General features: G+C 50.6%; 11 protein-coding genes. 5 read left to right on the top strand and 6 right to left on the bottom strand.

Annotation, left to right across the window (positions count from 1 at the left end):
• Positions 1-121 precede the first annotated feature (121 nt).
• Positions 122-1,114, bottom strand: coding sequence for a FecR domain-containing protein (locus tag JWZ98_RS21260; protein ID WP_205451756.1), 993 nt, complete (start codon positions 1,112-1,114; stop codon positions 122-124).
• A 73-nt stretch (positions 1,115-1,187) separates the two neighbouring features.
• Positions 1,188-1,703: an RNA polymerase sigma factor gene (locus JWZ98_RS21255; RefSeq protein ID WP_205451754.1), complete on the bottom strand. Its 516-nt coding sequence runs from the start codon at positions 1,701-1,703 to the stop codon at positions 1,188-1,190.
• 420 nt (positions 1,704-2,123) lie between these two features.
• Between JWZ98_RS21255 and JWZ98_RS21250 the strand changes: the two genes are divergently transcribed.
• Both JWZ98_RS21250 and mtgA read left to right on the top strand, forming a co-directional pair.
• On the top strand, positions 2,124-4,532 hold the full coding sequence (locus JWZ98_RS21250) for a TonB-dependent receptor (protein ID WP_205451752.1): 2,409 nt from the start codon (positions 2,124-2,126) through the stop codon (positions 4,530-4,532).
• A 499-nt stretch (positions 4,533-5,031) separates the two neighbouring features.
• Positions 5,032-5,772, top strand: coding sequence for a monofunctional biosynthetic peptidoglycan transglycosylase (mtgA, locus tag JWZ98_RS21245; RefSeq protein ID WP_033158262.1), 741 nt, complete (start codon positions 5,032-5,034; stop codon positions 5,770-5,772).
• 7 nt (positions 5,773-5,779) lie between these two features.
• Here mtgA and yjgA read toward each other — a convergent pair whose 3' ends face one another.
• Both yjgA and JWZ98_RS21235 read right to left on the bottom strand, forming a co-directional pair.
• Positions 5,780-6,427 carry a ribosome biogenesis factor YjgA gene (yjgA, locus tag JWZ98_RS21240; protein WP_205451750.1) on the bottom strand — a complete coding sequence of 216 codons (648 nt, stop codon included), beginning with the start codon at positions 6,425-6,427 and terminating at the stop codon, positions 5,780-5,782.
• Position 6,428: 1 nt separating this feature from the next.
• Entirely contained in the window at positions 6,429-6,656 is a 228-nt protein-coding gene (locus tag JWZ98_RS21235) for a hypothetical protein (protein WP_225892965.1), read from the bottom strand.
• A 438-nt stretch (positions 6,657-7,094) separates the two neighbouring features.
• Here JWZ98_RS21235 and rdgC point away from each other — a divergent pair, with 438 nt between their 5' ends.
• Together rdgC and JWZ98_RS21225 are read left to right on the top strand one after the other, a co-directional pair.
• Positions 7,095-8,003, top strand: coding sequence for a recombination-associated protein RdgC (gene rdgC / locus JWZ98_RS21230; RefSeq protein ID WP_205451748.1), 909 nt, complete (start codon positions 7,095-7,097; stop codon positions 8,001-8,003).
• Positions 8,003-8,968, top strand: coding sequence for a L,D-transpeptidase family protein (locus JWZ98_RS21225; RefSeq protein ID WP_205451741.1), 966 nt, complete (start codon positions 8,003-8,005; stop codon positions 8,966-8,968). Before rdgC ends, JWZ98_RS21225 begins: the two co-directional genes overlap by 1 nt.
• A gap of 66 nt (positions 8,969-9,034) precedes the next feature.
• Here the strand turns inward: JWZ98_RS21225 and JWZ98_RS21220 are convergent, their stop codons facing one another.
• Both JWZ98_RS21220 and JWZ98_RS21215 read right to left on the bottom strand, forming a co-directional pair.
• Positions 9,035-9,313 (bottom strand): Lpp/OprI family alanine-zipper lipoprotein, encoded by a 279-nt coding sequence (locus JWZ98_RS21220; protein ID WP_165385904.1) that lies wholly within the window; start codon positions 9,311-9,313, stop codon positions 9,035-9,037.
• An 84-nt stretch (positions 9,314-9,397) separates the two neighbouring features.
• Positions 9,398-9,952: a L,D-transpeptidase gene (locus JWZ98_RS21215; protein ID WP_240348124.1), complete on the bottom strand. Its 555-nt coding sequence runs from the start codon at positions 9,950-9,952 to the stop codon at positions 9,398-9,400.
• 72 nt (positions 9,953-10,024) lie between these two features.
• On the opposite strand from JWZ98_RS21215, the gene JWZ98_RS21210 reads away from it, so the two are divergent.
• Positions 10,025-11,659, top strand: coding sequence for an alpha-D-glucose phosphate-specific phosphoglucomutase (locus JWZ98_RS21210; protein WP_205451733.1), 1,635 nt, complete (start codon positions 10,025-10,027; stop codon positions 11,657-11,659).
• Positions 11,660-11,698 lie beyond the last annotated feature (39 nt).

The following is an 11,698-nucleotide window of genomic DNA, read 5'->3' as shown; positions in this document are numbered from 1 at the left end:
ACGGGCGAAATGCGTTTTCCCTCAGCTTGACGGTAAAACTATTTTTTGAAGCTAAGAAGATATGGCTGAATGGCGGCGAGCTTTGTCGGGCGATTTGGCTAGGCAATAAGCTTTGTGATGCTCAATCGATCACCACCAGCCACGGTGTAAATCGGTAAATCCGGATTGGCAGGGTTTGTTGTAACGACTCCAGGGTTTTATCGGTGTCGCGAATATCGAAACGGCCGCTGACTTTCATGTCCTGCAATACCTGATTGCGGATTATCAGGCTACCGCGTCGATAGCGGCCAATTTCCGCAATCACCTTCTTGAGCGGCACATTATCGAACGAGACGCTGCCTTTTAACCATGCCGTGGCGTTGTCGGCCGGCTGGTGGCGGATTTCGCCTTGGTGGCGAGCGCCGACCTCCACGCTGTCATTGGCGTTCAAGGTGGCCGGATTTTGCCGATCCCGACTGACTTCCACTACCCCATTCACCACGCTGACCGTGTCGCTGTCGGCGTCTTCCTTAACCACGAAACGTGTACCCAGTACTTGTGTGTTGCTGTAGCGGCCATCCACTTGAAAAGGATGTTGAGCGTCGTGTTGCACCTCAAAAAATGCCTCGCCCCGGACTAGCTGGACATGGCGCCGGCCATTACGCATGTTAACGTTAAGCGCGGTACCGGAGTTTAAAGTGACTTGGCTGCCGTCGCTGAGCTGTACGGTTTTTATTTCGCCGACGGCGGTGCAGTAGTCGGCCTGCCAGCAGCTTAATGCCGGCTGATAAATAAGCGCGGCGATGACTAGGCAGGCGGCTGCGGCTAACAACGGTTTGGCGTCGGGGGCGATATCTAAACGCCGCCTTGGGCTGTTGGCTGGTTTACTATTCAGCGAAATCTGTGGCGACAGCGTGGCGGCGTCCAGCGTGGCGTGGAAATCGGCATCCTCCCAAAATGCAGCGATTTCGGCATAGGCCTCGCGGTGAGCAGGGTTGGCTTGGTGCCAGATTTGAAATAGCCGGCGTTCGTCTACCGTTACCGACTCGGCACGCAGCCGGACAAACCACATTATCGCCTGCTCGCTAATGGCATCGGGCTTATCAGAGTCTGAGGACGGTTGGTTTTCGGTCATGGCTGCATTATAAGGCGCTGGGCTAGGCGTATGCCTGGGTAATATCGGTACGACGGTTAAGGCGGCAAAAACCTCAGTCGGTCCGATAGGGGCGGCCGAAATGACTGCCTAGCTGTTTGCGGCAATACATCAAGCCTTTGATAATGTGTTTCTCCACGGCGCTCTCGGAAATATCCAGAAAATTAGCCACTTCCCGGTAGCTTAATCCATGAATTTTATGCAGGATAAATGCATCTCGGCAGCGCGGCGGTAACTCGTAGATGGTTTGCTGCAACAGGGTGCGCCATTGCTGATCGGCTAATTCGGCTTCTACTCCGGCCAGTTGCGGCTCGTCCAGATGCCGCGCCGCTTCCTGATGACGCTCGACGACTTTATGGTGGCGCAGGTGATCCATCGCCAGATTGCTGGCGGTGCGGTATAAAAATCCGCGCGGGTGGTCTATGGAGGTATCGTTGGCGGTGCGGGCCAAGATCAGATAGCTTTCTTGCAGCAAATCTTCCGCGGTTTCCGGGCATTTGACTATCCGCAGCAAATGGTGCAGCAGCTCCTTGCAATGCAGTCGATACAGCGAGCTGATGTCCGGGGTCATGAGGCAGGGCTGGGTTTCAGTGGTTTCAGAAGCTCCGTCCCATGCCTGATTCGTGCCAGTAATGATTCAAATGCGGACCAAGGCGCTGAATATCCTGATATTGCTGGCTTGGATCCAAAATCGGCGGTTCGCATGCGCGCTACCCGCACAGATTTAACCGGTGTTGAATAGGTTATATGGCGCATCTGGCGCGGCATATAACCTATTTTTTGATGGTGGCCGGTACGATACCGGAAAGCAAAATAGGGGGACTGATTAGCGGCTTAGCGAAATGCCGAGAAAAGCGTTCGATGAGTCGGGGCCTGCAATGTCAGCAGCAGCCACTTAGTTGCCATGAATTTTTGTGCCTCACCTCCTGTTTTCTGCCTGTCGTGCGTCAAAACAACGATAGTCATTATTTAACAACAGCGAGGGAAATTCATGGCGTTGAAACAAACATTTAGCGGCGGCCTGTTTGGACATGCTTCGGCACTGGTATTAGGGGCTGTGTTGGCGGTTTCCGGTACCGCGGCGGCAGATAGCGTTAGTCGGGCTTTCAGTATCCCCGCGGGCTCTCTGTCTACCGCGCTGAATCGCTTGGCGGAATCCGGCGGCTTGCAACTGGTCTACGACACGGCAATCACCGAGGGTCTGCAAAGCAAGGGCCTTAGCGGCCATTACACCCCGGAAGCCGCGTTGCAACGTTTGCTGGCAGACAGCGGATTGAGTTACCGCATGGCTGAGAACGGCAATATAGTGATCGAAAGACAGTCTCTGAATTACAAACAGGACCCTACGGCCTTGCCGGCGGTGAATGTGGTGGGTAAAAAGGTATATGACCCTAACGACCCTTTCAGCCAGTTCTATGCGGTGCCGAATGCATCAACGGCGACCAAAACCGATATTGCGATCATGGACACCCCGGTATCTATCCAGGTTGTGCCCAAATCGATCATGAACGATCAGCAAGCGATCCGCATCGAAGACGCCTTGACGCAAAACGTCAGTGGGGTGCAACGGGCTTACGGTACGGCGGATATGTACGAAAGCTTCATCATTCGCGGCTTTGCTTCCGACGATCAAATGTACCGCAATGGTTTCAGGCGCTCGATGGGCAAGTTCGATCCGGCGAATATCGAACAGCTCGAGGTATTGAAAGGCCCGGCATCCGTGCTTTATGGAAGGTTGCAACCCGGCGGTATGGTAAATTACGTGACCAAAAAGGCGTTGGATGTGCCTTACTATTCCTTGCAGCAGCAATTTGGCTCCTTCAGTGAATTTCGTACCACGGTGGATGCAACCGGGCCGCTGGATAAGGATAAAACCCTGTTGTACCGGTTTAATGCCGCTTACGACGAAGGTAATTCTTTCAGAGATTTTGTTGATCACGAGCGGGTATTTATTGCGCCGAAATTAACTTGGCGGCCCAACGACCGCTTCGAGGCCAATGTCGAAATAGAGAAACGCCATGAAAATTACACGGAAGATTATGGTGTGCCGGTATCGGGCAATCGGCCTATTACAAACCGCAGATCCTTATTTACCGGCGATCCGGCCATCAAACCCAGTCAGGACACTACGCTGATTTATGCGGATTGGAGCTTCAAATTTAATGATGACTGGGGGCTCAGGCATAAATTTCAGTGGGACGAGACCGACATCGTATTCGGCGGCGTTGCGCCTAATAGTAAAATTAACGCGGATGGGCATACTCTGGATCGATTTGGCATCCTCGGCACCAGTAACCGCCGCTCTTACTCTACCAGCCTGGATCTCACCGGAAAGTTTCAAACTTTCGGCCTCAAACATAATGTTTTAGTGGGGGGCGATTGGTTCTTTTTTAACCAGGATGCGCCGGACAATAACTTTAGTTACGGCACCATACCGACATTCGATATCAACAATCCCCAATACGGCAATTTCGACATGGCCGCCCTGCGCGCCGAGCCCGCCAATTGGTTTTGGCGCTCACGCGACGATTGGTACGGGGTGTATTTTCAAGACCAAATTACCTTGTGGGATAAGCTGCACATCATGGGCGGCGGGCGTTACGATATGGCAGGTTACGGCGGCTACGGCGGTACTTCCTGGGATGAAACCAAGGCTGGATTCAGTATGCAACACGAAGACAAATTCAGTCCGCGGGTAGGTATCGTTTACCAGCCTTGGGATTGGTTGTCTGTATATGGCAATTACGTTGAATCATTCGGTACGAATAACGGCCGTTCCGCTACCGGCGGCAATTTTGCACCGCAAGCTGCCGAGCAGTACGAAATCGGTTTCAAAACCGAGTTTTTCGATAAACGCCTGTCGTCAACAGTAGCGTATTATCATTTAACGAAAAATAATCTGATGACTTTCGACTTGAGCACGCCGGACCCCACCGATCAAAAAACTATCGGCGAGGCGCGTAGTCAGGGCATTGAAGTGGATATTAAAGGCCAGATTACCGATGAATTCAGCCTGGTGACGACCTACGCTTACACCGATGCAAGATATACCAAGGATTACAGCGGCTTGCAGGGCAATCGGTTGTTGAATGTGCCTGAGCATCAAGCCAGTCTGTGGGGTACTTATCAATTCACTGAGCACTTCAAGGCCGGTCTCGGCGGTGTAGTCGTCGGCAAACGCGAAGGCGACAATACCAATACCTATCAATTGCCAGGCTATACCCGGCTGGACGCCATGATGGCGTATGTGCAACCTATAGGTAAAACTCGTCTGACCGCGCAAGTCAATGTCTACAATTTGCTGGATAAGGAATACTACACCGGCTCAACTTCTTGGTTGCCTACCGCTAACGTTGGTGCCCCTATTTCCGCCATGGGATCATTGAAATTGGAATATTAATTCAATACGGGTTGATGGTGCTGCTGATAGAGCAGTGCCGTTAGCCCCTTTCGAATATCGTCGTGCAAGAGCTTTATTTGGGATAGAGGATGGGCGTATGGACAACTCAGTCTTGCGGCTCACGCTACGTTGAGTTGGATATTTACTGATTATTTGGAGCAGGCAGGAGGTGTAGAGGGCTTGGCGTCGTCCCTGCCCGGATAAAAGCGGTTTTCCGCGCTTTTATCCAGGTATCCTTGGCGTCTTGTTTTCCATGTTCACGGGGGAGAGAACTTAAACATCCTTGACACCGGTCTTTATATAACAATATCCATGCCAAACTCTGGAGGCTACGTGATCCAGGATTTTTCGCTAAAATCGACGGCCATTCTGTTAATTTCTATGTTATTTGCCGCAATAAAGGCTTTGCTTTGCGGCATTTCCCGCAAAAGCCGCAGTTAGTCAATTCCGTGTTCAATCATGGATAATAAACATCCCAGTCACAACGCTCGAATCGCTCGTGAAGCATTTCCGTCATCCGGCCCGCTATCGCCAATTTTGGCGCCAACCCAAAACGGCGCTTTCTTTACCGCAGCGTTGCAAGCGCGGACTGGTTTATGCGGCGCTGTTTTTTGTGCTCAGTTCGCTGCTGCTGGTAGGCGTATTGCGGTACCTGCCCGCGCCGACGTCGGCATTCATGCTGCATCAGCATGTTGACGACCTGGTCGAAGGCCGACACTATAGAGGCATTGATCAGCGCTGGGTCAGTCGCCGGCATATTTCGCCGCACGCCTTTGCTGCGGTGGTCGCGTCTGAAGATCAATTGTTTTATCAGCATAACGGCTTTGATGTTGACGCCATCACCAAGGCTTTTAACCAATATTTGCGCGGCGGTAAACTGCGTGGGGCCAGTACGATCAGTCAGCAAGTCGCGAAGAATTTGTTTTTAAGCCCGGCTAAAAACTTCGGCCGTAAGGCGTTGGAGATCTGGTTTACGTTATTAATAGAGGCTATTTGGGACAAACAGCGGATTCTGGAAATGTATTTGAATATTGCCGAGTTCGGCGATCATTTATTTGGCATAGAAGCGGCCAGTCGCCGTTATTTCGGTATTTCCGCCCAGCAGTTATCTGCCAATCAGGCTGCGCTGTTGGCGGCGACATTGCCGAACCCAATATTGCTAAAAGCCGATCAGCCCAGCGCTTATGTACATAAACGCCAAAGCTGGATCTTGGGCCAGATGCGGGTATTGGGGAATTGATCGCGTGTTAATCCTCGGCATCCTGATTATCCTGCGCTTCCTCGTCAGAGAGCGGCAGGCCGGATGCATCGGCAATCAGTTCTTTCAGGTATTTGTATAACAAGCGCGCCGACTTAGGCGGTTTGGCTTCCTTGGCTTCTTTTTGCGCGTTACGCTGCAATTGGCGCAAATGTTGGCTATCCGCGCCCGGAAATTCTTCCATAAATTGGGTCAGTTGCTGATTGCCATTGGCTGCCAGCAACAAATCGCGCCAGCGTTCGGCCTGGTGATGTTCTCTGACCCCATGGGCGCTGCGGTTTTTCATCCGCGCCAATTTTTCATGAATCGCCGCGGTATCCAGCTTTCTGAGCTGCGCGGTGATGTATTTCAACAGGCGCTTTCTGGCGGAGTTTTGCCCCATTTTGCCGGCGTCGCGCAGGGCTTGTTCTATGCTCTCGGGTAATTCGAATTCGGCAATATGTGCAGGGGATAGTGCGCAAATTTCCTCAGCCATCGCAAACACTTCGGCTATTTCTTTTTTGATGCGGGTTTTGTTGGGGCGTATCGCGTAGCGTTCGACTTCGTCGTCGTCGCTTTCGCCGTCGTCCTCCTCGTAATGGCTTTCGTCGTAATAATCTTCTTCTTCGAATTCTTCTTGGTAATCTTCGTCGTTCATGTCAAACCATTGCTATTAAGAAAAGCACGAACATCACCACCATCAGCAGTGGCCCAATAACGCTGGGCCAATCGGATGGTGTTTGTTTGCTACGCGCGATTGCGGCTTTGATGCCAGGCTGCATCCAGAACAAAAGCAGCAGCGCCAGGGCGCCGAGTATCAGGTTTTCCCAGGTTGACAGCATGATGTGACCGCTTTGTTGTGAGTGAGGGACTTTGCTATGCGGCATTCTAGCAAACCTTGCCACGCAATAAGACATTGCTTGCTGCGACACATTAAAAGTTGTTTGTCTGGATTTGTCGCTAAGCGATTATTGCAGTTGGGTAAATTCAGTTATTCACAGAAGCTGTGGATAACTCTGTGTATTAAATGTCGAAAGCCTTTGCTGGTCCCCGGTAGCTCTGGGCTGCGGTCAAATTGTATATTATTAGGTCACTATCATTAGTTAATAATAATCAATGATTTACAAATGATACTTTGTATTTCAACGAGTTATTTTGTCAAGCGTTTTCTGGTGTTGTCGTAAACAGTTTTATGTGTATAACTTGTTTACACGCCAAGCAAATTTGCGGCCAAACTGTGTTTTTTAGCTAGTCTTTAAATGGGCTGGCTTATATGGTGTGCGTAAATTTGCGATAATGGCCGGTTTTTAAAAAAGAGTCATTTCATGTGGTTTAAAAATCTTGCAGTCTACCGTTTTACCGAGCCATTTACTTTGGATGCTGTTGCTTTGGAGCAAAAACTGCAACAACAGCCGTTTCGTTCCTGTGGCAGTCACGACGAGTTTAGTTTCGGCTGGACCGCGCCACTGGGTAGAGCTTCGGATGCGCTGGTGCATGCCAATAACGGCTTCTTGATGCTATGCGGCAAAAAAGAAGAAAAAGTGGTGCCTGCATCGGTGATCAACGAAATGTTGCAAGAGCGAATCAATGAAATTGAAGAACGCGAGGCGCGCAAATTACCCGCGAAAGAGCGTAGTCGGATTAAGGATGAATTGATATTCGAACTTTTGCCGCGGGCGTTTTCGTTTTCCCGCAAAACCTATGCTTATATCGATAGTCAAGGTGGCTGGCTGGTCGTGGATGCGGCATCGGCTAAAAAAGCCGAAGATATGCTCAGCCAATTGCGTAAATGTCTGGGTTCCTTGCCTATCGTACCGCTCACCGCCACCGCCAAGCCGGCTAGTGTGATGACGCAATGGTTGATCGACAACACCTCGCCTAAAGATATTTTGATCGAAGACGAATGCGAGCTGCGTTCGCCGGAAGAAGAAGGCTCGATTATTCGTTGCAAGCGTCACGACTTGGCCTTGCCGGAAATCAAGAATCATCTGGATAGCGGCAAGCAAGTGATTAAGCTGGCAATAAGCTGGGCCGAACGCATTTCGTTTGTGTTGGATGAGAACTTGGCGGTCAAGCGGCTAAAGTTTCTTGATCTTATCCAGGAGCAAGCCGCGGATATTGAGGCATTCGACGAAGTCGAGCAGTTTGATGCCGATTTTTCTATTATGACGGCGGAACTTGCTCAGTTTTTGCCGCGTCTGCTTGAATTATTTACTGCTGAAGGTAACGCCTAATGAAAACCCGTTTGTTATTCAGTTTGCTGCTGACAGCCAGTACGGCGGCGTCGGCACTGACGCTGCCGGCACCGGATAGGCCGGGTGACAGTTTGATAGGCAATCCGCCGCATGAGGTCAAATATGTCGCGGCCAAGCAGGAAGACACGCTGATTGACATCGCCGTCAACTTCCGACTGGGTCAGGACGAAATCGTGCTGGCCAATCCCCATGTTGACCGTTGGTTGCCGCGCGAAGGCACGCAGGTGCGGATTCCCAGTAGCTTTATACTGCCCAATGCGCCGCGCCAAGGGATCGTGATCAATCTGCCGGAAATGCGTATTTATTATTTTCCGGATTCTAGCAGGGTCGTAACCTATGCGATCGGCATCGGCCGGGAAGACAACTGGAAAACACCGCTAGGTAAAACCCATATAGCCGGTAAAACCGAAAATCCTTCTTGGACTCCGCCAAAATCGATCATTGCCGAGCATTTGGCTGATGGCGATGTGTTGGAGCCTTATTATCCACCCGGCCCCGATAACCCGCTGGGTCTGTTTGCGTTTAAACTTGGCATACCAGGCTATCTGATTCACAGCACCAACAAAACCAACGGTGTCGGCATGCGGGTAAGTCACGGCTGCATTCGAATGTATCCGGCCGACATCGAGCAGTTTTTTCCGATGGTCAAGGTTGGTACTCAGGTCAATATTGTTAATCAATCCATTAAGGTGGGCTGGTATCACGACACGTTGTATATGGAGGTCTATCCGGAAATGGAAGAAACGCCGGCTACTTATGAACAGCGCTTGCATACGGCATTGAATTTGATAGAGCAAGCCAACGGTGGGCAAATGCCGGTAATCAAAGGTTCTGTTTTAAAAGCGGCAGTAGAAAAAGCGACGGGTATTCCGGTGGCTATTTATGAGCGTCCTACCCAGACGCCTCCTGTCGTGCAAGGCCAAGCTGCTCCGGCAGCAAAATAGAGGCAACAAAAAAGCCCGTGGCCTTGCGGCTCACGGGCTTTTTAAAATCAACAACAGCAATAATGCTTATTTGTGTTGTGATTTTTTGAACATACGGTCCAATTTGCTGTTGGTGTCTTGAGCATATTGAGCAGCACGGTTAGCAGCAGCTTCAGCAGCAGCAGCTTTTGCAGCAGCTTCAGCAGCAGCGGCTTTAGCAGAAGCAGCGTCAGCAGATGCAGTAGCAACTTTGCCTTCCAAAGTGCCAACTCTTGCGTCCAAAGCTTCCAGGTCTGATGTGCTTGCGCAACCGGTTGCCAAAGCTGCAATTGCAACAACTGCTGATAATGTAATAGCTCTCATCATGGTTTTCCCCTTGATTGTGGTTTCAAAAAATAATAAATGAAAAACGGTGGTAATTGTCCAACATTTTTTTGGATTTTACCAACATTATTTCACCGTTACGAGTGTCCCTTTTTCTACCCATTGACTTAACTGATCAATTTGATCATTAGTCAACGCGATACATCCGTGTGTCCAATTCATGGATCTGTGGATGGACAGACTACCGCTGCCCAAACCATGAATACCGATTTGCCCACCGAGATCGGTATTTTGCGGCGGAATTTGTCCGGCAGAATGCGCTCTGGCAATAGCTTCGTAAGTGTCGAGATCGATTTTGCCTTTTTTCAAGGCATTATCGGCATTGTCTACATTGGGGTAGGTTAGACCGAAGAATTTACGGAAAGCGCTTCTTTCGTTGATCCAGCCGATCCGATAGTTACCGAGCGGCGTGATGTCATCGCCGCGATGATTCTTTTCGCCGGCGCCATTGCGGCCAATAGCGATATTTTCCAGCACGGCAACTGTCTTGTCGCCCTTCCTGACTTCCATGCTTTGTGTCTGTGTATCCACCAGCAACCAAACATCCTGGTCAGCGAAACTGCGCGCCGATACGGTGCAGCCCACCACAATCAAAACACCTAATAATTTTTTCTTTATCATGGCAATCTGTAAATAATCAAAATTTTGGTGTAATTTAACCCTTTCGAAACGAGGTATTACAAAGGGTAGCATATGACAACAACAATCACCAAAACGACTCCCTACGATGATCAAAAACCCGGTACATCGGGCTTACGCAAAAAAGTCAAAGTCTTCCAACAACCCAAATATCTAGAGAATTTCGTCCAATCCATCTTCGACAGTCTGGAGGATTTTCAGGGCAAAACCTTGGTGATTGGCGGCGATGGCCGCTACTTTAACCGTAAGGCTATCCAGATCATTATAAAAATGGCGGCAGCCAACGGTTTCGGTGAGCTCATTATAGGCCAAGGCGGCTTGTTGTCCACTCCTGCCGCATCAAATATTATTAGGAAATACAATGCTTTCGGAGGTATTGTTCTATCAGCTAGTCACAATCCCGGCGGCCCTGAAGAAGATTTTGGGATCAAGTACAACGTCGGCAACGGCGGCCCGGCTCCGGAAAAGTTTACCGACAAACTGTACGAGAATACCAAAACCATCACCGGTTACAAAAAAGCCCGTTTCGGCGATATAGATTTAGACCTTATCGGTGAAGTCGAGAAAGGTGGCGTGAAAATTCGAATTATCGATTCGGTAGCCGATTACGCTGAATTAATGGCCAAGATATTCGATTTCGACCTGCTCAAACAAAGCATCCATAACGGCTTTATCACCTTGCGTTTCGATGCGATGCACGCCATCACCGGGCCATACGCCAAGCATATTCTGGAAGACACCCTGGGCGCGGCGCCCGGCTCGGTATTTAACGCGGTACCGCTGGAAGACTTCGGTGGTGGCCACCCCGATCCAAATATGGCCCATGCCCACGAACTCTGCGAAATCATGTTCGGCGCCGATGCGCCTACTTTCGGTGCTGCGTCAGACGGCGATGGCGACCGCAATATGGTGATGGGCGCGAACATATTTGTTACTCCCAGTGACAGCTTGGCGATTATGGCCGCCAACGCCAAGCTGATCCCGGCCTATGCCAAAGGCATCAGCGGCGTGGCGCGTTCGATGCCGACCAGTCAGGCGGTAGACCGCGTCGCCGATAAGCTAAGCCTGCCTTGCTACGAAACCCCAACCGGCTGGAAATTTTTCGGCAACCTGCTCGATGCCGACAAAATTACTATCTGCGGCGAAGAAAGCTTCGGCTCCGGCTCCAATCATGTCCGTGAAAAAGACGGCTTGTGGGCTGTGTTGTTTTGGTTGAATTTAATCGCGCGCAAACGCGAATCGGTGGAAGACATTGTCCATGAACACTGGCAAAAATATGGTCGCGACATTTATTGTCGCCACGATTACGAAGCGGTCGATTCGGAGATCGCCAATGGCATTGTCGAGCATTTACGTAGCCAGTTAAGCAGCTTGCCTGGTAAAAGCTGGGGTGATTACGAAGTTAAATTTGCCGACGAATTCAGTTACACCGATCCGGTCGACGGTAGCGTCAGCAGCAACCAAGGTATTCGCATTGGCTTTGTGAACGGCTCGCGCATCGTGTTCCGGCTGTCCGGTACGGGCACGGTCGGCGCTACTTTGCGTATTTATTTGGAACGCTACGAGCGTGATGTCAGCAAGCACGATCAGGATGCCCAAGTCGCGCTGGCGGAATTAATAGAGATTGCCGAGCAGTTGTGCGAGGTCAAAAAACGTACCGGCAGAACCGAGCCTGACGTCATCACTTGATCGAACTCGGCGGCATAATACGTTAGGTCTGGCTGAAGC

It is taken from the genome of Methylomonas sp. EFPC1, assembly GCF_016925515.1.
Classification (GTDB): domain Bacteria; phylum Pseudomonadota; class Gammaproteobacteria; order Methylococcales; family Methylomonadaceae; genus Methylomonas; species Methylomonas defluvii.
Note: the sequence above shows the minus strand (reverse complement) of the source record. Positions and strands in the feature narration are given on the sequence as shown.

Coding starts and splice junctions, on each gene's coding strand:
- JWZ98_RS21260 (WP_205451756.1), bottom strand. CDS start 1,114: ATGACCGAAAACCAACCGTCCTCAGACTCTGATAAGCCCGATGCCATT.
- JWZ98_RS21255 (WP_205451754.1), bottom strand. CDS start 1,703: ATGACCCCGGACATCAGCTCGCTGTATCGACTGCATTGCAAGGAGCTG.
- JWZ98_RS21250 (WP_205451752.1), top strand. CDS start 2,124: ATGGCGTTGAAACAAACATTTAGCGGCGGCCTGTTTGGACATGCTTCG.
- yjgA (WP_205451750.1), bottom strand. CDS start 6,427: ATGAACGACGAAGATTACCAAGAAGAATTCGAAGAAGAAGATTATTAC.
- JWZ98_RS21235 (WP_225892965.1), bottom strand. CDS start 6,656: ATGCCGCATAGCAAAGTCCCTCACTCACAACAAAGCGGTCACATCATG.
- rdgC (WP_205451748.1), top strand. CDS start 7,095: ATGTGGTTTAAAAATCTTGCAGTCTACCGTTTTACCGAGCCATTTACT.
- JWZ98_RS21225 (WP_205451741.1), top strand. CDS start 8,003: ATGAAAACCCGTTTGTTATTCAGTTTGCTGCTGACAGCCAGTACGGCG.
- JWZ98_RS21220 (WP_165385904.1), bottom strand. CDS start 9,313: ATGATGAGAGCTATTACATTATCAGCAGTTGTTGCAATTGCAGCTTTG.
- JWZ98_RS21215 (WP_240348124.1), bottom strand. CDS start 9,952: ATGATAAAGAAAAAATTATTAGGTGTTTTGATTGTGGTGGGCTGCACC.
- JWZ98_RS21210 (WP_205451733.1), top strand. CDS start 10,025: ATGACAACAACAATCACCAAAACGACTCCCTACGATGATCAAAAACCC.